Source organism: Nocardioides sp. (assembly GCF_041913365.1).
In the GTDB taxonomy this organism is placed as follows: domain Bacteria; phylum Actinomycetota; class Actinomycetes; order Propionibacteriales; family Nocardioidaceae; genus Nocardioides.
Genome location: NZ_JAYSFM010000001.1, coordinates 429,055 through 447,856, shown reverse-complemented (window position 1 = coordinate 447,856; position 18,802 = coordinate 429,055). Strand labels below are relative to the sequence as shown.

Genomic DNA, 18,802 nt, shown 5'->3' with positions numbered 1-18,802 from the left:
GTCGACAAACAACACTTTTGGGTGCGACGAGTTCCCTTGCACCCGCAGCGTGATGCCGTCAGGCCGTGCGGAGCAGGGGCAGCAGCGAGTCGCCGACGCGGACGATCTCGCGCTCGTACGGCGTGTCGCTCAGGACGAAGTGGGTGATCCCGAGGTCGGCGTAGCGGCGCAGGGCCTTGGCCACGTCGTCGGGCGAGCCGACCAGCCAGGTCGTGCCGGCGCCGCCGCCGCCGTACTTGCCGGGTGCGGTGTAGAGGCAGTCGTCGAGGACGTCGCCCTGCTCGGCCAGGTCGAGCAGGCGCTGCTGGCCGACGGCGACGCGGCGGGCCGGGTCGACGAACCACTCGTCCCGGCCGGCGGCCATCTCGGCGACACGGGCCTCGGCGTCGGCCCACGCCTCCTCGGTGGTGTCGCGCACCAGGGTCGTGATGCGCAGGCCGAACTCCAGCGGCGGGAGGTCGCGGTCGAGCTCGGCGCTCAGCTGCCTGAGGTGGTCGATGCGGGCGGCCACGCCGTCGAGCGGCTCGCCCCAGAAGAGCTGCACGTCGGCCTCGGCCGCGGCCGTGCGCTGGGCCGCCTCGGACGCACCGCCGAAGTAGAGCTGCGGGTGCGGCCGGCCGGGGCGGGCGACCGGCTTGTGCGCGAGCGTGGCACCCTCGGCGCGGTAGTGCTCGCCGTCGAAGGTGATGTCGTCCTCGGTCCAGTAGCGCCGCACCAGCCGCATGAACTCCCGCGTCCGGGCGTAGCGCTGCGCCTGGTCGCCCTCGTCATCGCCGTACTGCGCCTGGTGGTCGGGGCCGGACACGATGTTGACCTTGACCCGGCCGCCGCTGAGCTGGTCGAGCGTCGCCGCCGCCGAGGCGAAGTGCGAGGGCCGCCAGTAGCCCGGCCGGATGGCGATCAGCGGGTTGAACGTCGTCGTGCCCGCCGCGAGGGCGGTGGAGACGGTGAACGTGTCCGGGCGCTTCCAGCCGGTGCCGACCAGCGCGCCGCCCCACCCGTGCTCCTCGGTGAGCCGCGCGAGCGCCGTCAGCCGGCCGAGGCTGTTGTGCCCCTCGACCGTGTCGTCCAACCGGTGGCCGGGCTCGACCTGGTTGGGGATGTACCAGAGGAACTCCATGGGCGATGCCTTTCCGCATGATGTCTAGTGAGTTACTAGACATAGCACATCGGGAGACAGCGACCCCGGACCCGCCCGCCATGTAGTCCAGTGGCGAACGGTCGTCGATCGGGCTCTGGAGCGACCATCTGCCACTGGACTACCTGCGCATTGCGGACACCCGGTGACCTCATCCGGATCTACCGTCGAGCCATGGACATGAAGCTCGAGCTGGTGATGGTGCCCGTGACGGACGTCGACCGGGCCAAGGCGTTCTACGAGAAGGTCGGCTTCCACGCCGATCACGACCAGACCGTGAGCGAGGAGATCCGCTTCGTGCAGCTGACGCCACCGGGCTCCGCCTGCTCGATTGCGATCGGCCGCGGGCTCACCGAGATGGCTCCGGGGTCCCTCGACAACCTCCAGGCGGTCGTCGCCGACGCCGACGCGACCCACGCCGACCTGGTCGCCCGCGGCATCGACGTGAGCGGGATCGACGACCAGCCCTGGGGTCGCTTCATCCAGCTCGTCGACCCCGACGGCAACCGCTGGACCCTCCAGCAGCTGCCCGCCTGGTCGAACGCCGCCGGCGGCTGAGCGGACCCCCGTACGTGGGGGGATCTCGCGGGACGTCATGAGAATCATCGGTTCGAACCGCCAGAACCCATGACGTCATGACGTCGACAGGAGCGTCCTGCCACCCCTGCGGGTGAACCCCCGGCGCGGAGCGGTTCCTCAACCCCGTGCCTCGACGCACACTGGTCCACCGAGCTCACCGAACGAGGGGACCCCATGCCGCGCCCAGACCTCGCCACCGTCCGGAGGAGGCTCGAGCTCGGCCGGCTCGTGCTCGGCTCGGCGCTCGAGGCGCTGGTCAAGGCGTACGGCGCGGGCGCGGCACTCAGCGTCGCGCTGAGCGATGCCGAGACGGTGGGGGGCAAGGTCGGCGACGCCGTCCGGGCCGTGCCCAACCTGGCGGACAAGTACCACGAGGCGAAGTACGTCATCGACCATCGCGAGGAGATCCAGGCCGCCGTCACCTACCTCAACGAGCACACGCTCCCCCAGGCGGAGCTCCAGCGCACGGCCGACGAGAGCATGCGGACGCTCAGCAGCATCGAGACGACGTACGACGAGGTGGGCGCCGCGCGCGACGTGCTCGCGTTCGACGGGATCAGCGGCACCTTCGCCAACGTCCGCGAGGCGATCGGGCACATCGGCAACGCCTACGACGCGCGACCCGACCTCGACTCGATCCGGCAGCTCGCCGAGGTGGCCGACCAGGTCGAGCCGTTCAAGCAGCAGGTGGACGTGCTGATCCCGGTCTACTACGGGAACTTCTTCACTCTCACCGACAACTTCGCCGGCGACGAGATCGCCTCGACGCTGTTCGTCATGGGCCTGGCGCTGGGTGTCGCCTGGGTGCTCGGCCAGGCCGTCGGCTTCTGGGTCCGTCGCGGCCGCCCGGGGATCATCGCTCAGCTCTTGCAGGCGCTGGGCGCGCACGTCTTCCGGCGCTGGTACGTCCGCAACCTGCCGTACGCCCTCACCCCACCGCTGTACGACGCGGCGCGCGAGCACCTCCAGCGCGAGATCGTGGCGGACCCGGAGGGCGCCCTCGACCCCGAGACGCTCGAGGAGCTCGAGGAGTGGTTCAGACGAGCTCGGGCTGGGTCTTCTCCCGGACCTCGTCCTCGGTGACGCCGGGGGCGACCTCGACGAGCCTGAGCGCCCGGTCACCGAGGGTGCCCGACGGGGCGACCTCGCCGGTCGCGGGGTCGATCACGTCGATCACCGCGAGGTCGGTGATGATCCGCTGCACCACACGCTTGCCCGTGTAGGGCAGGTCGCACTCGTCGAGGATCTTCAGCGACCCGTCCTTGGCGACGTGCTCCATCAGCACGATCACCCGCTTGGCGCCGTGGACCAGGTCCATCGCGCCGCCCATGCCCTTGACCATCTTGCCGGGGATCATCCAGTTCGCGATGTCACCCACGGCGGAGACCTGCATGGCGCCGAGGATCGCGGCGTCGATCTTGCCGCCGCGGATCATCCCGAACGACTGGGCGGAGTCGAAGAACGACGCGCCCTTGCGCAGCGTCACCGTCTCCTTGCCCGCGTTGATCAGGTCGGGGTCCTCCTCGCCCTCGAAGGGGTACGCCCCGACGCCGAGGATGCCGTTCTCCGACTGCAGCACCAGCTCGACGTCGTCGGCGACGTAATTCGGCACCAGCGTCGGCAGCCCGATGCCGAGGTTGACGTAGGACCCGTCCTTGAGCTCGCTCGCCGCACGCGCGGCCATCTCCTCACGACTCCATGCCATGTCAGCCTCCCAGTCCGTGGGTCGCGGCGTCGTCCGCGGGCGCGGCGTCCGTCGGACGCGGCCTCGTCGTGACCTTCTCGATCTTCTTGTCCGCCGCCTGCTCGGGGGTGAGCTCCACGACCCGCTGCACGTAGACGCCCGGGGTGTGGACCTCGGCCGGGTCGAGCTCGCCCGGCTCGACGAGGTGCTCCACCTCGGCGATGGTGACCCGGCCGCACATCGCGGCGAGCGGGTTGAAGTTGCGCGCCGACTGGCGGAACACGAGGTTGCCGTGGCGGTCGCCCTTCCAGGCCCGCACCAGCCCGAAGTCGGCCACGATGGCCTCCTCGAGGACGTACTCCTTGTCGCCTTCGGCGGTGGAGAAGACCTTGGTCTCCTTCGGCGGCGAGGACACGATGACGTTGCCCTCGGCGTCGTACTTCCAGGGCAGGCCGCCCTCGGCGACCTGCGTGCCGACGCCCGTGGCGGTGTAGAAGCCGGGGATCCCCGAACCACCGGCGCGCATCCGCTCGGCCAGCGTGCCCTGCGGGGTCAGCTCGACCTCGAGCTCGCCCGAGAGGTACTGCCGGGCGAACTCCTTGTTCTCCCCGACGTAGGAGGAGATCATCCGCCGCAGCCGCTTCTGGAAGAGCAGGCGGCCCAGCCCCCACTCGTCGACGCCGCAGTTGTTGGAGACCGCTTCGAGGTCGGTGGTGCCCGCCTCGAGGATCGCCTCGATGAGGACCGAGGGGATGCCGCACAGTCCGAAACCGCCGACGGCGATGGTCGCGCCGTCCGGGATGTCGGCGACCGCTTCAGCCGCCGAGGTGACCACTTTGTCCATGCCCGGCACCCTAGCGGCCGTGTGAGCGACGCCACTGTGTGGGCCGGAGCCACAGTTCGTACGTCGAGGTGTGGCTGGCGGCCCTCGCTATCCTCGCGGTGTGACCGCTCCTACCGATCGGCCGGTCGACTGGCCCCGCGTGCGGCTGCACGTGGTCACCGGCAAGGGCGGGACCGGGAAGTCGACCGTCGCGGCGGCGCTGGCGATGGGGCTGGCGACGACCGGTCGCAACGTCCTGCTGTGCGAGGTCGAGGGGCGCCAGGGCATCGCCCGGATGTTCGACACCGACCCGCTCCCCTACCAGGAGCGCCGCATCACCAAGGGTGCCCCCGACGAGGACGGCCGCGCCGGCCAGGTCCACGCGCTGCACATCGACCCGGAGTCGGCCCTGCTGGAGTACCTCGCGATGTACTACAAGCTCGGTCGCGCCGGGAAGGCGCTGGACCGCTTCGGCGTCATCGACTTCGCGACCACCATCGCGCCCGGCGTGCGCGACGTGCTGCTCACCGGCAAGGTCTACGAGGCCGTGCAGCGCCCGCGCGGCGGCCGGCACAAGGACCAGATCACGTACGACGCCGTGGTGCTCGACGCGCCCCCCACCGGCCGGATCTGCCAGTTCCTCGGGGTCAACTCCGAGCTCGCCGGCCTGGCCAAGGTCGGGCCGATCAAGAGCCAGGCCGACAAGGTCATGGAGCTGCTGCGCTCGGACCGCACGGCCGTCCACCTCGTGACGATCCTCGAGGAGATGCCGGTCCAGGAGACCCACGACGGCATCGCCGAGCTGCACGCCGCCGGGCTGCCGGTCGGCGGGATCGTGGTCAACCTGGTCCGTCCGCAGGACCTCAGCGCGAGCGCCCTCGCCCAGGTGCGCGAGGACCGCGTCGACCCCACGGCCGTCGCCTCCGACCTGGCCCGCGCCAAGGTCGACGTCGACCCCGACCTGGTGACGTCGCTGGTCGACGAGGCCCGCGACCACGCCGTACGCCGGCAGCTCGAGGACGAGCAGCGCGCGCTCGTCGTCGAGGAGGGCTTGCCGACCTACGAGCTGCCCCGGCTGGCCGGCGGCATCGACCTGGGTGCGCTCCTCGAGCTCGCCCAGCTGCTCAGGAAGCAGGGCATGGCGTGACGACCGCTCCCCTGCTCGACGTCGACGCGCTGCTCGACGACCCGCACACCGAGATCATCGTGTGCTGCGGCTCGGGCGGCGTCGGCAAGACCACCACGTCCGCCGCGCTCGCGCTGCGCGCCGCCGAGCGCGGCCGCAAGGTCGTGGTCCTCACCATCGACCCGGCCCGGCGGCTGGCGCAGTCGATGGGCATCGAGCAGCTCGACAACACCCCGCGACCGGTGCCCGACGTCGACCCCGCCTCGGGCGGCTCGCTCGACGCGATGATGCTCGACATGAAGCGCACCTTCGACGAGGTGGTCGAGAGCCAGGCCAGCCCGGAGAAGGCCAAGCAGATCCTGGACAACCCGTTCTACGTCGCGCTGTCGAGCTCCTTCGCCGGCACCCAGGAGTACATGGCGATGGAGAAGCTGGGCCAGCTGCACCGGCAGGCCCGCCAGGACGACAGCTACGACCTGATCGTGGTCGACACGCCGCCTTCGCGGTCGGCGCTGGACTTCCTCGACGCGCCGGAGCGGCTCTCCAGCTTCCTCGACGGGCGCTTCATCCGGCTGCTGCTCGCGCCGGCCCGCGGCCCGGCCAAGCTGATGACCGCCGGCCTCTCGGTGGTCACCAACGCGCTGACCAAGGTCCTCGGGGCCCAGGTGCTGCGCGACATGCAGACCTTCGTCGCGGCCTTCGACACCCTCTTCGGCGGCTTCCGCCAGCGCGCCGACCAGACGTTCGCGCTGCTCCAGGCCGACGGCACGGCGTTCCTCGTCATCGCCGCTCCCGAGCCCGACGCGCTGCGCGAGGCGGCGTACTTCGTGGACCGGCTCACCGACGACGACATGCCGCTGGCCGGCCTGGTCGTCAACCGGGTCAGCCCGTCGGCACGCACCGAGCTCTCGGCCGAGGAGGCGATCACCGCCGCCGACCGGTTGCAGTCGAGCGACTCCTCGTCACTCACCGCCGGCCTGCTGCGGCTGCACGCCGACCGCGTCCGGATCATCGAGCGCGAGGAGCACCTGCGCGAGCGGTTCGCCGCCTCGCACCCCAGCGTGCCGACCGCGGTCGTGCCGGCGATGGCCGGCGACGTCCACGACCTCGACGGGCTACGCCAGATCGGCGAGAGCCTCGCCGAGCCGCACTGATCGCTCCAACAGGGGAGTCGAGCGATCGGTGCTCAGGCGTTGACGGTGGGCGACTCGACCTTGGTGCGGGCGGTCTCGAGGATGGTGCGCCACGAGGAGCCCGGACGGCGGCGGAGCAGCGCACGGCGCTCGCGCTCGGTCATCCCGCCCCAGACACCCCATTCGATCTGGTTGTCCAGCGCCTCGGCCAGGCACTCGGTGCGCACGGGGCACCCGGCGCAGACCTGCTTCGCCTTGTTCTGCTCCGCGCCTCGCACGAAGAGAGCGTCAGGCGTGTCGCCCTTGCATGCGGCGCGTGCTGCCCAGTCCTCGACCCACATTGTCATTCCCCACGATCTTTGTGCGAGCCGGCCGGCCGCCCCCATAGCGGCCATCCCTGACTCGACCTGAAAAGTAAACGAATCGCCCAGGGCGGCGTCAGGGCCAGGTGGCTCAAATCGCATAGTCCAATGTGACTAGGTGTCTGCGCGCCTGGAATTCAGGTGGTATGGCCCCGCCCACGTACTCTGGGGGGCATGTCTTCCCGCCCCGAGCGCCCCCACGGACGCCCCGACGCCGGTCGCATCGCCTCCCACCTCGCGGTGATGGGCGCTGTCGCGGTCGTGATGGGTGTCCTCACCGCGTGCCTCGCCATCCCGTTCGCGGGCCTGGTCGGCGTGGCCGCGAAGGACGTCAGCAAGGGGATGGTCAACCTCCCCGAGTCGCTCGAGGCCAAGGACCTCTCGCAGAAGACGCGCATCTACGACGTCAACGGCAACCTCATCGCCTCCCTCTACGACCAGAACCGGATCAACGTCCCGCTCAAGTCGATCTCCCGGCCCATGGTGAAGGCGATCGTCGCGATCGAGGACTACCGCTTCTACGACCACGGCGCCCTGGACCTCAAGGGCACGCTCCGCGCGTTCATCACCAACCAGGCCAACGGCGGCGCCGTGCAGGGTGGCTCGTCGATCACCCAGCAGATGGTGAAGCAGACGCTGCTCTACCAGGCGGAGACCGAGGAGGAGAAGGCGGCGGCGACCGAGGAGACCTACGCGCGCAAGATCCGCGAGCTCCGCTACGCCATCGCCTTCGAGAAGAACCACACCAAGGACTGGATCCTCGAGCGCTACCTGAACATCGCCTACTTCGGCGACGGCGCCTTCGGCGTCCAGTCGGCCGCGCGGCACTTCTTCTCCAAGAACGCCAAGGACCTCAACCTGCTGGAGTCGGCCACGCTGGCCGGCCTGGTGAAGAACCCGGTCGGCTACGACCCGATCGACAACCCCGAGCGCGCCGAGAGCCGCCGCAACGTGGTGCTCGACCGGCTCGCCCAGCTCGGCGTGCTGACCGAGAAGAAGGCCGAGCGGCTGAAGAAGAAGCCGATCGCCAAGACCCTGAAGATCGAGACCGCGCCCAACGGCTGCCAGCAGTCGCGCGCACCGTTCTTCTGCGACTACGTCGTCAACTGGCTGCTCAAGGACCCGGTGCTGGGCGACACGCCCAAGGAGCGCCGCCGCACGCTCAACAACGGGGGCCTGACGATCAACACCACGATCGACCTCGACATGCAGAAGGCCGCCGACGAGTCGGTCAAGTCGCACGTCTACCAGACCGACCAGGCCATCGGCGGCCTGGCGATGATCGAGCCCGGCACCGGTGACGTACGCGCGCTGGCCCAGTCACGCCCGATGGGCAAGGACAAGAAGGGCGGCGAGACCTACCTCAACTACACCGTTCCCAAGGCCTACGGCGACGCCAACGGCTTCCAGGCCGGCTCGACCTTCAAGCTCTTCGTCCTCGCCGCGGCCATCAACCAGGGCATCCCGCTGAGCACGAGCATCCCCTCGCCGCAGACGATGCACTTCGACGACTGGGACTTCGAGACCTGCGACGGCCCCTACGCCGGTGACCAGAAGGGCTGGGACCCGGAGAACTCCACCGGAGCGGGCACCTACGACCTCTACTCCGGCACCCAGAACTCGGTGAACACGTTCTTCGCCCAGCTGGAGACCCGGACCGGCATGTGCGAGCCGCTCCAGCTCGCCGCCGACATGGGCGTCAAGGTGCCCAAGGCCCAGCAGGTGCCCTCGTGGATCCTCGGTGTCTCCGACGCCGACCCGCTCACCATGGCCCAGGCGTACGCCACCTTCGCCGCACGCGGCCTGCACTGCGACCCGCGTCCGGTCACCCAGGTTCTCGACTCCTCGGGCCAGCCGCTCAAGGAGTTCAGCAGCCAGTGCGAGCAGGTCATGCCGGGCGCCACCGCCGACGCCGTGAACTCGATCCTCCGCGGCGTCATGGAGGGTGACGGCTTCGGCGCCGGTCTCGCGATCGACAAGCCGTCGGCCGGCAAGACCGGCACCAACAACAGCAACATGGCCGTGTGGTTCGTCGGCTACACCCCCAAGCTCGCGACCGCGGCCATGGTCGCGGGGGCCAACGAGTTCGGCGAGTGGGTCACCCTCAACGGCCAGTCCGTGGGTGGCAGCTACATCAGCAGCGCGTTCGGCTCGACCGTGGCCGGCCCGATCTGGGGCGACGCGATGTCGGCCGTCTCGGCGAAGCTTCCCTACGAGGACTTCCAGACCCCGCCCGGCGACGAGATCGCGGGCGTGCTGGTCCCCGTGCCCGACGTCGCGGGTCAGTCGGTCGAGGCGGCCACCCAGCAGCTGGAGGCGGCCGGCTTCACCGTCGCCGACGGTGGTCAGGTGAACTCCGAGGTCGGCGCCGGGCTCGTCGCCTACACCTCGCCCTCGGGCGGCGCGTCGCTGAGCAGCGGCGACACGGTCACCCTCTACACCTCGACCGGCTACGTCCCGCCCCCCAAGAACGGCGGCAAGGGCAAGGGGAAGGGCCGCGGCGGCAGGGGCCGCGGCTGACCCTCGGCCGGCTCAGCCGAGCTGGCGGCGTACCTCCGCGGCGACGGCACCGCCGTCGGCACGACCCTTGACCTGGGGCGTCACCACGCCCATCACCTTGCCCATGGCGCGCATGCCCTCCTCGGCGGCGCCGGTCTGGGCGATGGCGGCCGAGACGAGGTCGGCGATCTCCGCCTCGCTCAGCTGGGCGGGGAGGTACTCGGCGATGACCACGCCCTCGGCGGCCTCCTTGGCCGCCATCTCGGCGCGGCCGCCCTCCTCGAAGGCGACGGCGGCCTCGCGGCGGCGCTTGGCCTCGGTGGACAGCACGCCGATGATGTCGTCGTCGGAGAGCTCGCGGGCCTCCTTGCCGGCGACCTCGGCGTTGGTGATGGCGGTCAGCACCATCCGCAGCGTCGAGGAGCGCAGCTCGTCACGCGCCTTGATGGCGGTGGTGAGGTCGGCGCGGAGACGGTCCTTCAGAGCACTCATGCGGCCCATTGTGGCAGCCTTGGCGAATGCCTTTCGTCCCGCTCCTGCGCCGCACCGTGGCGCTCGGCGCGGTCGCCGGCGCCGGGTTGGCGTCGTACGCCGCGTGGGAGGCCCGCCAGTACACCCTGCGCCGCGTGACCGTGCCGCTGCTGCCCGTCGGCCACGCGCCGCTGAAGGTGCTGCACCTCAGCGACATCCACATGGCGCCCGACCAGCGCGCCAAGCAGGAGTGGCTGCGCGGCCTCGCCGCGCTCGAGCCCGACCTGGTCGTCAACACCGGTGACAACCTCGCCCACATGCGGTCTGTACCCGTCGTCGCCGACGCGCTGGGCGGGCTGCTCGACGTGCCGGGTGTCTACGTCCTCGGCTCGAACGACTACTACGCTCCCGGCTTCCGCAACCCGTTCGCCTACCTGCTTCCCGACACCGGCAAGCGCAACACCTCCGTGCCGCAGCTGCCGTGGCCCGAGCTCAAGGACCGCTTCGACGAGGCCGGGTGGGTCGACCTGACCAACGGCCTCGGGTCGGTCACGGTGGGCGGCACCTCCATCGCGTTCGCCGGCGTCGACGACCCGCACCTCGGGTACGACGACCTCGACCGCGTCGCCGGCCCGGCCGACCCGGCGGCCGACCTGCGGCTCGCGGTCAGCCACGCGCCGTACCTCCGGGTCCTCGACCAGTTCGCCGCCGACGGCTACGACGCGATCATCGCCGGCCACACGCACGGCGGGCAGGTGTGCCTGCCGGGCGGGCGGGCGCTGACCACCAACTGCGACCTCGAGCCCGAGCGTGCCCGCGGCCTGCACCGCCACCCGGCGGCGTCCGCGCCGGGCGACGACGGCTCGGCCTGGCTGCACGTCTCCGCCGGGCTGGGCACGAACCCCTACGTCCGCTTCCGGGTGGCCTGTCGGCCCGAGGCGACGCTGCTGACGCTCGTCCCCTCCATCTGACACCCCGCTGAATCGAGGTCTTCGTGCCGCTCGTCCGGGTCACCAACTTCTCCGTCTCCCTCGACGGCTTCGCCGCCGGCGCGCCCCAGTCGCTCGAGTCGCCCTTCGGGCACGCCGGGCAGAGGCTGCACGAGTGGATGTTCGCCACCTGGGCCGACGGCGCACCGACGGGCGTCGACGCGGTGTTCGCCGCGCGGTGGGACGTCGGCTTCGGCGCGGAGATCATGGGCGCCAACAAGTTCGGCCCGCCCGGCTGGCAGGACGACCCCGAGTGGCGCGGCTGGTGGGGCGAGGACCCGCCGTTCCACACCCCGACGTACGTCCTCACCCACCGCCCGCGCGAGCCGCTGGAGATGGAGGGCGGCACGACGTTCCACTTCCTCAGCACCAGCCCGGAGCAGGCACTGGCCATCGCGCAGGAGGCGGCAGGTGACCTCGACGTCCGCATCGGCGGGGGTGCGACCACGGTGCGCGACTTCGTCGCCGCCGGGCTCGTGGACCACCTCCACCTCGTGGTGGTGCCGATCGTGCTCGGCCACGGCACCTGCCTGTGGGACGGGCTCGAGGGCATGGAGGAGGGCTTCCACGTCGAGTCGACGTCCTCCCCGACCGGCGTCGTCCACCTGACGTTCTCGCGCAGGCCGCGGGCCTGAGTCCACGGTGCCGGGGCGATTTCGGGGCGGCCTGACCGCTCCGGTATGCTCGCCCGCGTTGCCCGGACGGATTCTCCGCCGCGGGCGGCGGGCTGTGGCGCAGCTTGGTAGCGCGCCTCGTTCGGGACGAGGAGGCCGCAGGTTCAAATCCTGTCAGCCCGACAGATGACGTGAGGGCCGGATCCACGGGAGTGGTCCGGCCCTTCGTCGTACCCGCCAGGCTCTGGCGATGTGGCACCCTGCCGTCATGGCCGACACGCCGGACGACGGACCCTCGCTGGAGATGCCCTCCTTCTCGCTGCGGCGCCGCAAGCGGGCACCGGAGGACGTCGCGCCCGAGCCGGAGGCCAGCCCGGAGCCGGTGGTGCCCGAGCCCGCTGAGCCCGAGCCCACCCCGGTGATCCCCGAGCCCGAGCCCACCCCGGTGATCCCGGAGCCCGAGCCCACCCCGGTGATCCCGGAGCCCGAGCCGACCGACGAGCCGGAGGCGGAGGAGGTCGGGCGGCGCCGGGCGCGCACCGCTCCCCCGGTCACCGGCCTTCCAGCAGCCCTGCTCACCGGCCTCCTCGTCGGTGTGCTGGCGGTGGGGTTCGCGTGGCTCGCCGGCGCCGGCTGCGACGCCGTACGCGGCACCACGGCGTGCGGGGGCGCTGCCGGCCTGCCCATCCTGCTCGCGGGCCTCGTGCTCCTCGCTTGGGTCGGCGCCCAGCTGCTGAAGTTCTTCGGGGTCGCCGACGCCGGCTCGACGAGCATCCTGGCCGTGGGCGTCCTGGCCGTGCTCGTGATGCTCTTCCTGCTCGAGAGCCTCGACGAGCCGTGGGCGGCCGTCGTCGTGCCCGTCGTTGCCGTGGTCGGCTACGGCCTCTCGTGGTGGGTCACCACATCGGTCGTCGGCGAGGACGCCGAGGTCCCCGAGCCGCACGACGTGCGCTGACGGGGTTGTCAGGCTCTCGCTGAAGAGGCTGGAGATCAGCGCGCGGCGGCGATCAGCTCCGCGATCTGCACGGTGTTGAGGGCCGCGCCCTTGCGGAGGTTGTCGTTGCTGATGAACAGCGCGAGCCCGCGGTCGTCGGGCACGCCCGGGTCCTGGCGCAGCCGGCCGACGTACGACGGGTCCTTGCCGGCCGCCTTGAGGGGGGTCGGCACCTCGTCGAGCTCCACGCCCTCGGCGGAGCCGAGGATCTCGCGCGCCTGCGCGGGCGTCATCGGCCGCTCGAACTCGGCGTTGACGGCGAGCGAGTGGCCGGTGAAGACCGGGACGCGCACGCAGATGCCGGAGACGAGCAGGTCGGGGATGCCGAGGATCTTGCGCGACTCGTTGCGGAGCTTCTGCTCCTCATCGGTCTCGTTGAGCCCGTCGTCGACGACGGAGCCGGCCATCGGAAGCACGTTGTAGGCGATCGGCTCGACGTACTTGACCGGCTCCGGGAACGCGATCGCGGAGCCGTCGTACGCCAGCTCGCGCGCCTTGTCGCCCGCCTCGGCCACGCCGTGGGCGAGCTCGTCGACGCCGGCGACGCCGGAGCCGGAGACGGCCTGGTAGGTCGACACGATGAGGCGGGTCAGCCCGGCCGCGTCGTGGAGCGGCTTGAGGACCGGCATCGCCGCCATCGTCGTGCAGTTGGGGTTGGCGATGATGCCGCGCCCGGCCTCGATCACCGCGGCCATCGCGTCGGGGTTGACCTCGGAGACGACGAGCGGGATGTCGGGGTCCTTGCGGTAGGCCGAGGAGTTGTCGACGACGATCACGCCGGCCTCGACGAACTTCGGCACGAGCGCCCGCGAGGTGGTGGCACCGGCGGAGAACAGCGCGATGTCGAGCCCGGTCGGGTCGGCGGTCTCGGCGTCCTCGACGGTGATCTCGCGGTCACCGAACGGCAGCACCGTGCCCGCGGAGCGCGAGGAGGCGAAGAAGCGGACCTGGTCGGCCGGGAAACCGCGCTCGAGCAGGATCTGCCGCATCGCGACGCCGACCTGCCCGGTGGCACCGACGATCCCGATGTTCACGGGCGTGATCTGACCGCTCATCGTCCGGTGCCTCCGTAGACCACGGCCTCGACCTCGTCGGCGTCGAGGTCGAACGCCGAGTGGGTGGCGCGCACGGCGTCGTCCACGGCGTTCTCGTCGACGACGACCGAGATCCGGATCTCGGAGGTGGAGATCATCCCGATGTTGACGCCGGCCGAGGCCAGGGCGCCGAAGAACTTCGAGGTGATGCCCGGGTGCGAGCGCATGCCGGCGCCGATCAGCGAGACCTTGCCGATCTTGTCGTCGTAGAGCAGCTTGTCGTAGCCGACCTCGCCCTGGATCCGCGCCAGCGCGGTCATCGCCGTCTGGCCGTCGGTGCGCGGGAGCGTGAAGGAGATGTCGGTGAGGCTCGTGGCCGCGGCCGAGATGTTCTGCACGATCATGTCGAGGTTGATCTGGGCGTCGGCCAGCGCCTCGAAGATGCGGGCCGCCTCACCCACCTTGTCGGGCACGCCGACGACGGTGATCTTGGCCTCGCTGCGGTCGTGGGCGACCCCGGCGATGATCGGCTGTTCCATGGTGTCTCCCTCGGGACCTTCGGCGCGCGGGTCGTCGACGACCCACGTGCCTTGAAGCTGGCTGAACGACGAACGGACGTGGATCGGGATGCCGTAGCGGCGGCCGTACTCCACGCAGCGCAGGTGCAGGATCTTGGCGCCGCAGGCGGCGAGCTCGAGCATCTCCTCGTAGGAGACCTTGCTCAGCTTCTGGGCGCTCGGGACGATGCGCGGGTCGGCGGTGAAGACGCCGTCGACGTCGGTGTAGATCTCGCAGACGTCGGCCTCCAGCGCCGCGGCCAGCGCGACGGCGGTCGTGTCGGTGCCGCCGCGCCCCAGGGTGGTGATCTCCTTGGTGTCGGCGGAGACACCCTGGAAGCCCGCGACGATGACGATGTGGCCCTCGCCGATGGCCTGGGTGATGCGGCCGGGCGTGATGTCGATGATCTTGGCCTTGCCGTGCACCGAGTCGGTGATCACGCCGGCCTGCGACCCGGTGAAGGACCGCGCCGTGTAGCCGAGGTCGTTGATCGCCATCGCGACGAGCGCCATCGAGATCCGCTCACCGGCGGTCAGGAGCATGTCCATCTCGCGGGCGGGCGGGAGCGGCGAGACGCCGTTGGCCAGGTCGTACAGGTCGTCGGTGGTGTCGCCCATGGCGGACACGGCGACGACCACGTCGTGCCCGGACTTCTTGATGTCCACGATGCGCCGCGCGACGCGCTTGATGGCGTCGGCGTCGGCGAGCGAGGAGCCGCCGTACTTCTGCACGACAATGCCCACGGTTGGTCCCTCGGAGATCGGTTGGCTGCTACGGGGCCCACCGGCGCCGTCGACGGCGGACGCAGTCGATTCTACGGCTGGGTGCCCGGTGCGCTCTCGAGCATCTCATCCGCGACGGCCAGGGCCTCCGCGTCGGCCTCGAAGTCGGTGTCGAAGCGGTCGTGCGCGACGACGGTCAGCAGCGCGTTGAGCGCGGCGCCGGCGAGGTTGCCCCAGTTGTTGACGTAGGAGAACTGCCACCACCACAGCGCCTCGTCGACGTCGCCGGCGCGGAAGTGGCGCAGGCCGTTCTCGAGGTCGATGGCGATCGAGGCCATGTCGTCGGAGAGCCGGCTCTCGACCACCTCGGGGACGTAGGGGTCGAAGACGAAGGTGTAGGCGTCGACGCCGCCGAGCATCTCGGCCAGGCGCAGCCGCAGCTCGTCGATGTCGGCCTCCGGCCCCACGTCGGGCTGGTACTCCTCGCGCGGGGTGAAGTCGTTCTGGGCGCCCAGCCGGGCGCCGGCCAGGAGCACCTGGCTGATCTCGAGCAACAGCAGCGAGACCGCTTGGGCACCGTTGCCCTCGCGTGCGATCGCGCGCAGGGCGAGCAGGAAGCTCTCCACGGAGTCGGCGATCTGCTCGCCGAACCTCGTCTCGTCGACGTCGGTCATTCGGCTGATCTCCTTCCGGCGAACGCTCGTCCGAGCGTCACCTCGTCGGCGTACTCCAGGTCTCCGCCCACCGGCAGTCCACTCGCCAGGCGGGTCACGCGCAACCCCATCGGCGAGAGCAGACGGGTGAGGTACGTCGCAGTGGCCTCGCCCTCGAGGTTGGGGTCGGTGGCGAGGATGACCTCGGTGACCGCTCCGTCGGCCAGGCGCGGCATGAGCTCCTTGACGTGGAGCTGGTCGGGACCGATGCCGTCGATCGGCGAGATCGCGCCGCCGAGGACGTGGTAGCGCCCGCGGAACTCGCGGGTGCGCTCGATCGCGACGACGTCCTTGTACTCCTCGACCACGCAGAGCACGGTCGGGTCGCGCCGCTCGTCACGGCAGATCCGGCACTGCTCGTCCTCGCTGACGTTGAAGCAGGTCGAGCAGAACTTCACCTTGGCCTTGACCTCGATCAGCACGTCGGCGAGACGGCGTACGTCGGCGGGCTCGGCCTGCAGCAGGTGGAACGCGATGCGCTGGGCGCTCTTGGGACCGACGCCGGGCAGGCGGCCCAGCTCGTCGATCAGGTCCTGGACGACTCCTTCGTACAACGAAGCCCCTCAGCCCAGGCCGGGGAAGCCGAGCCCGCCGCCCGCCCCGCCACCGCCGAGGCCGTCGGTCAGCGGGCCGAGCTGGTCGCCGGCGAGCGCCTCGGACTTGGCGCGGGCGTCGCGGTAGGCGGCGACGATCAGGTCGGACAGGTCGGAGAGGTCGTCGGGGTCGCTGCCGTCGAACTCCCCGGCCTTGATCGAGACGCCGACGAGCTCGCCCACGCCGTTGGCGGTGACGGTCACCGCGCCGCCGGCGACGGTGCCCTCGACGGTCTGCTTGGCGAGGTTGGCCTGCGCCTCCTCGAGCTGCTGCTGCATCTGCTGGGCCTGCTGGAGCAGGGCGTTCATGTCGAAGCCGCCGCCACCGAGGGCGTCGAAGGGGTTCTGGGTCATCGGGGTCTCCCGCGTGAGAGGTGGGGTGGAGGGAGCCGGGCGGACCGGCGGGGGTCAGTCGTGCTTGATCTCCTCGATCAGCCGGGCGCCGAGCGTCTGGCTGAGGAGGGACTCGGTGTCGAGGGCCGCCGACTCGGCGTCGGGGTCGTCGGGGTCGACGTCGTCGTCGGCCGAGCGCGCCGGCTCGGACGACTCAGGGGTGCCACCACCGGCGCGGGCCGCCTCCAGTGCCTCGCGGGCGGGCGCGGCCGACACAGGGGGCGGCGGCTCCGCCGGCGGCGGGGCCGGCTGCTGCGCGGCGTCACCGGTGACCCAGGCCGGGGGCGCCTCGGGGGCGTCCTGGGCCGGGGGCGGGGCGTCTGGCGACTCCGTCGCGGACTTCTGGACCACCGGCTGCGCCGCGGCCGCTCCGCTCGGATCCACGATCGACTCGACGCGCCAGTCCATCCCGACGACGTCGATCGCGGCCTGGCGCAGGATCTCGTCGCAGCCACCGTTGACGAAGGAGTCGCGGGCCCCGGAGTTGGCGAAGCCGACCGTCAGGCGGGTGCCGTCGACGTCGACGACGTGGGCGTGCTGGGACAGCACCATCCACGCCAGCCGGCGACGGTTCTTGGTCTGCTCGAGGATGTCGGGCCACAGGCGGCGTACGTCGACGAGGCTGAGGCCGCCTCGTGGGCCGGCAGGCTGCTCGGCGACGGGCTGCTCGGAGGCCACCGGTGCCTCCGCGGCGACCGGGGCGGGCTCGGCGACCGGGGCGGGGGCGGCCGTGGGCATCGGCGGCGGGGGCGGCGGGCCGTCCGCGCGCGCGGGCTCGCCCGACGGCACGGGTGGCGGCGGGGCGGGCTCGTCGGCGCGGGCAGGCGCCTCCTGTGCGGCCGGAGGTGCAGCCGGCCCGGGGGACTCGGCCGCCGGGGCCGCCGCTTGCGCGGGAGCAGCGGCGGGCGCAACGGCAGGCGGGGCAGCAAGCGGCGCGGCCGCAGCGCGTGCGGCCGCGGCACCGGTCGGCATGCCCGTGACGTCGAGCCGGCGCTCGAGCCGCTCGAGCCGGGCCATCACGCCGTCGGAGGTGTGGTCGGCGCCGGGCAGCAGGACCCGGGCGCAGAGCAGCTCGAGCAGCAGCCGCGGCGCGGTCGCACCGCGCATCTCGGTCAGGCCCGCGGCGACGATGTCGGCGGCCCGGCTCAGCTCGATGGCGCCGAAGCGGGCGGCCTGGGCGACGAGCCGCTCGCCGGCGTCCTCGGAGACGTCGATCAGGCCGGTGGCCGGGGCATCGGGGACCGCGGTGACGATCACGAGGTCGCGCAGGCGGCGGAGGAGGTCCTCGGTGAAGCGGCGGGGGTCCTGGCCGGTCTCGACGACCTTGTCCACGACGGAGAAGACGGCGCCACCGTCACCCGAGGCGAACGCCTCGACCACCTCGTCGAGGAGCGAGTCGGGCGTGAAGCCGAGCAGGTCGGTGGCCAGCTTGTGGGTGACGCCCTCGGCGCCGGCGCCACCGAGCAGCTGGTCGAGGACCGAGAGCGTGTCGCGGGCCGACCCCGCGCCCGCGCGCACGACGAGCGGCAGCGCGGCCGACTCGATCGCGACGCCCTCCTCGGCGGCGAGCTGGGAGAGGTAGTCGCTGAGCAGGCGCGGCGGGATCAGGCGGAACGGGTAGTGGTGGGTGCGCGAGCGGATCGTCGGCAGCACCTTGTCGGGCTCGGTCGTGGCGAAGATGAACCGCAGGTGGGGCGGCGGCTCCTCGACCAGCTTGAGCAGGGCGTTGAAGCCCTGCGTGGTGACCATGTGGGCCTCGTCGATGATGTAGACCTTGTAGCGGTCGCGCACCGGGGCGAAGAACGCCTTCTCCCGCAGGTCACGTGCGTCGTCGACGCCTCCGTGGGAGGCCGCGTCGATCTCGATGACGTCGATCGAGCCAGGCCCGCCGCGGGCGAGGTCGCGACAGCTGTCGCACTCGCCGCACGGGTCGGAGGTCGGCGCCTGCGCGCAGTTGAGCGCGCGGGCCAGGATCCGGGCCGAGGTCGTCTTGCCGCAGCCGCGCGGGCCGGAGAAGAGGTACGCGTGGTTGACGCGGTTGGCCGCGAGCGCAGCCCGCAGCGGCTCCGTGACGTGATCCTGGCCGATGACCTCGGCGAACGTCTCGGGCCGGTAGCGGCGATAGAGCGCGAGCGGTGACTCCACGCGTGAACCCTAACCGGGGCCACCCACACTGCACACCGGCCGGGACCACCGGGGGACCCGGAGATGCAGAGGCCCCCCACGCACCCGTCAGAGCTCACTGACCCTTGCTGCCTTCCGGCCCTGGGGGATTGGGCGAGGTGACGCCGCGTGGGGGGTTGCGGAGGAGTCTAGGTGAGCCGTGATCGGCGGCCCAAAACCGGGCCCCGCACCGACCCCGTCCGGGCGATTTCAC

The 18,802-nt window shown here is 71.5% G+C and carries 19 protein-coding genes, 1 tRNA gene and 1 other RNA gene; 9 read left to right on the top strand and 12 right to left on the bottom strand.

Annotated elements, in window-relative coordinates:
• Positions 1-58 precede the first annotated feature (58 nt).
• Complete coding sequence (locus ACE3QY_RS02270) at positions 59-1,120, bottom strand: LLM class flavin-dependent oxidoreductase (RefSeq protein ID WP_374454377.1); 1,062 nt, start codon at positions 1,118-1,120, stop codon at positions 59-61.
• Between the two features lie 192 nt (positions 1,121-1,312).
• Between ACE3QY_RS02270 and ACE3QY_RS02265 the strand changes: the two genes are divergently transcribed.
• Entirely contained in the window at positions 1,313-1,696 is a 384-nt protein-coding gene (locus tag ACE3QY_RS02265; protein WP_374454376.1) for a VOC family protein, read from the top strand.
• A gap of 195 nt (positions 1,697-1,891) precedes the next feature.
• Entirely contained in the window at positions 1,892-2,800 is a 909-nt protein-coding gene (locus ACE3QY_RS02260) for a hypothetical protein (protein WP_374454375.1), read from the top strand.
• On the opposite strand, the gene ACE3QY_RS02255 is transcribed toward ACE3QY_RS02260, so the two are convergent.
• The gene (locus ACE3QY_RS02255; protein WP_374454374.1) at positions 2,754-3,422 is read right to left on the bottom strand and encodes a 3-oxoacid CoA-transferase subunit B; all 669 of its coding nucleotides are present in this window, start codon (positions 3,420-3,422) and stop codon (positions 2,754-2,756) included. The genes ACE3QY_RS02260 and ACE3QY_RS02255 overlap by 47 nt on opposite strands.
• A 1-nt stretch (position 3,423) precedes the next feature.
• On the bottom strand, positions 3,424-4,245 hold the full coding sequence (locus ACE3QY_RS02250; protein ID WP_374454373.1) for a CoA transferase subunit A: 822 nt from the start codon (positions 4,243-4,245) through the stop codon (positions 3,424-3,426).
• Between the two features lie 100 nt (positions 4,246-4,345).
• Between ACE3QY_RS02250 and ACE3QY_RS02245 the strand changes: the two genes are divergently transcribed.
• Together ACE3QY_RS02245 and ACE3QY_RS02240 are read left to right on the top strand one after the other, a co-directional pair.
• Positions 4,346-5,371 carry an ArsA family ATPase gene (locus ACE3QY_RS02245; protein ID WP_374454372.1) on the top strand — a complete coding sequence of 342 codons (1,026 nt, stop codon included), beginning with the start codon at positions 4,346-4,348 and terminating at the stop codon, positions 5,369-5,371.
• Positions 5,368-6,504: an ArsA family ATPase gene (locus ACE3QY_RS02240; RefSeq protein WP_374454371.1), complete on the top strand. Its 1,137-nt coding sequence runs from the start codon at positions 5,368-5,370 to the stop codon at positions 6,502-6,504. The genes ACE3QY_RS02245 and ACE3QY_RS02240 overlap by 4 nt, the downstream gene beginning before the upstream one ends.
• A gap of 32 nt (positions 6,505-6,536) precedes the next feature.
• Here ACE3QY_RS02240 and ACE3QY_RS02235 read toward each other — a convergent pair whose 3' ends face one another.
• The gene (locus ACE3QY_RS02235) at positions 6,537-6,824 is read right to left on the bottom strand and encodes a WhiB family transcriptional regulator (protein ID WP_374454913.1); all 288 of its coding nucleotides are present in this window, start codon (positions 6,822-6,824) and stop codon (positions 6,537-6,539) included.
• Positions 6,825-7,019: 195 nt separating this feature from the next.
• Between ACE3QY_RS02235 and ACE3QY_RS02230 the strand changes: the two genes are divergently transcribed.
• On the top strand, positions 7,020-9,365 hold the full coding sequence (locus tag ACE3QY_RS02230) for a transglycosylase domain-containing protein (RefSeq protein WP_374454370.1): 2,346 nt from the start codon (positions 7,020-7,022) through the stop codon (positions 9,363-9,365).
• 12 nt (positions 9,366-9,377) lie between these two features.
• Here ACE3QY_RS02230 and ACE3QY_RS02225 read toward each other — a convergent pair whose 3' ends face one another.
• Complete coding sequence (locus ACE3QY_RS02225) at positions 9,378-9,836, bottom strand: GatB/YqeY domain-containing protein (RefSeq protein ID WP_374454369.1); 459 nt, start codon at positions 9,834-9,836, stop codon at positions 9,378-9,380.
• A 26-nt stretch (positions 9,837-9,862) separates the two neighbouring features.
• Between ACE3QY_RS02225 and ACE3QY_RS02220 the strand changes: the two genes are divergently transcribed.
• The 4 genes from ACE3QY_RS02220 (at position 9,863) to ACE3QY_RS02205 (ending at position 12,373) form a co-directional block, all read left to right on the top strand.
• A complete protein-coding gene (locus ACE3QY_RS02220) occupies positions 9,863-10,786 on the top strand; it encodes a metallophosphoesterase (RefSeq protein ID WP_374454368.1) in 924 nt (307 codons plus the stop codon).
• A gap of 23 nt (positions 10,787-10,809) precedes the next feature.
• Entirely contained in the window at positions 10,810-11,439 is a 630-nt protein-coding gene (locus ACE3QY_RS02215) for a dihydrofolate reductase family protein (RefSeq protein WP_374454367.1), read from the top strand.
• 88 nt (positions 11,440-11,527) lie between these two features.
• Positions 11,528-11,601, top strand: a tRNA-Pro gene (locus tag ACE3QY_RS02210).
• Positions 11,602-11,686: 85 nt separating this feature from the next.
• Positions 11,687-12,373: a hypothetical protein gene (locus ACE3QY_RS02205; RefSeq protein WP_374454366.1), complete on the top strand. Its 687-nt coding sequence runs from the start codon at positions 11,687-11,689 to the stop codon at positions 12,371-12,373.
• 35 nt (positions 12,374-12,408) lie between these two features.
• Here the strand turns inward: ACE3QY_RS02205 and ACE3QY_RS02200 are convergent, their stop codons facing one another.
• The 7 genes from ACE3QY_RS02200 to ffs all read right to left on the bottom strand — a co-directional run bounded on the left by ACE3QY_RS02200 (position 12,409) and on the right by ffs (position 18,727).
• Complete coding sequence (locus tag ACE3QY_RS02200; RefSeq protein WP_374454365.1) at positions 12,409-13,467, bottom strand: aspartate-semialdehyde dehydrogenase; 1,059 nt, start codon at positions 13,465-13,467, stop codon at positions 12,409-12,411.
• Positions 13,464-14,747, bottom strand: coding sequence for an aspartate kinase (locus ACE3QY_RS02195; protein ID WP_374454364.1), 1,284 nt, complete (start codon positions 14,745-14,747; stop codon positions 13,464-13,466). Before ACE3QY_RS02195 ends, ACE3QY_RS02200 begins: the two co-directional genes overlap by 4 nt.
• A gap of 71 nt (positions 14,748-14,818) precedes the next feature.
• Positions 14,819-15,400: a DUF5063 domain-containing protein gene (locus ACE3QY_RS02190; protein ID WP_374454363.1), complete on the bottom strand. Its 582-nt coding sequence runs from the start codon at positions 15,398-15,400 to the stop codon at positions 14,819-14,821.
• Positions 15,397-15,993: a recombination mediator RecR gene (gene recR, locus ACE3QY_RS02185; protein ID WP_374454362.1), complete on the bottom strand. Its 597-nt coding sequence runs from the start codon at positions 15,991-15,993 to the stop codon at positions 15,397-15,399. The genes ACE3QY_RS02190 and recR overlap by 4 nt, the downstream gene beginning before the upstream one ends.
• 9 nt (positions 15,994-16,002) lie before the next feature.
• Positions 16,003-16,386, bottom strand: a complete 384-nt coding sequence (locus ACE3QY_RS02180; RefSeq protein WP_374454361.1) for a YbaB/EbfC family nucleoid-associated protein — start codon at positions 16,384-16,386, stop codon at positions 16,003-16,005.
• 54 nt (positions 16,387-16,440) lie between these two features.
• Entirely contained in the window at positions 16,441-18,570 is a 2,130-nt protein-coding gene (locus ACE3QY_RS02175) for a DNA polymerase III subunit gamma and tau (protein ID WP_374454360.1), read from the bottom strand.
• A 67-nt stretch (positions 18,571-18,637) separates the two neighbouring features.
• Positions 18,638-18,727: signal recognition particle sRNA small type (ffs, locus tag ACE3QY_RS02170), an RNA gene on the bottom strand.
• Between the last annotated feature and the right edge of the window lie 75 nt (positions 18,728-18,802).

What these genes read in the sequence shown, in the direction of transcription:
- ACE3QY_RS02235 (WP_374454913.1), bottom strand. Translation starts at nt 6,824, where the DNA reads ATGTGGGTCGAGGACTGGGCAGCACGCGCCGCATGCAAGGGCGACACG.
- ACE3QY_RS02250 (WP_374454373.1), bottom strand. Translation starts at nt 4,245, where the DNA reads ATGGACAAAGTGGTCACCTCGGCGGCTGAAGCGGTCGCCGACATCCCG.
- ACE3QY_RS02220 (WP_374454368.1), top strand. Translation starts at nt 9,863, where the DNA reads ATGCCTTTCGTCCCGCTCCTGCGCCGCACCGTGGCGCTCGGCGCGGTC.
- ACE3QY_RS02230 (WP_374454370.1), top strand. Translation starts at nt 7,020, where the DNA reads ATGTCTTCCCGCCCCGAGCGCCCCCACGGACGCCCCGACGCCGGTCGC.
- ACE3QY_RS02255 (WP_374454374.1), bottom strand. Translation starts at nt 3,422, where the DNA reads ATGGCATGGAGTCGTGAGGAGATGGCCGCGCGTGCGGCGAGCGAGCTC.
- ACE3QY_RS02270 (WP_374454377.1), bottom strand. Translation starts at nt 1,120, where the DNA reads ATGGAGTTCCTCTGGTACATCCCCAACCAGGTCGAGCCCGGCCACCGG.
- ACE3QY_RS02265 (WP_374454376.1), top strand. Translation starts at nt 1,313, where the DNA reads ATGGACATGAAGCTCGAGCTGGTGATGGTGCCCGTGACGGACGTCGAC.
- ACE3QY_RS02180 (WP_374454361.1), bottom strand. Translation starts at nt 16,386, where the DNA reads ATGACCCAGAACCCCTTCGACGCCCTCGGTGGCGGCGGCTTCGACATG.
- ACE3QY_RS02205 (WP_374454366.1), top strand. Translation starts at nt 11,687, where the DNA reads ATGGCCGACACGCCGGACGACGGACCCTCGCTGGAGATGCCCTCCTTC.
- ACE3QY_RS02190 (WP_374454363.1), bottom strand. Translation starts at nt 15,400, where the DNA reads ATGACCGACGTCGACGAGACGAGGTTCGGCGAGCAGATCGCCGACTCC.
- ACE3QY_RS02200 (WP_374454365.1), bottom strand. Translation starts at nt 13,467, where the DNA reads ATGAGCGGTCAGATCACGCCCGTGAACATCGGGATCGTCGGTGCCACC.
- ACE3QY_RS02225 (WP_374454369.1), bottom strand. Translation starts at nt 9,836, where the DNA reads ATGAGTGCTCTGAAGGACCGTCTCCGCGCCGACCTCACCACCGCCATC.
- ACE3QY_RS02260 (WP_374454375.1), top strand. Translation starts at nt 1,892, where the DNA reads ATGCCGCGCCCAGACCTCGCCACCGTCCGGAGGAGGCTCGAGCTCGGC.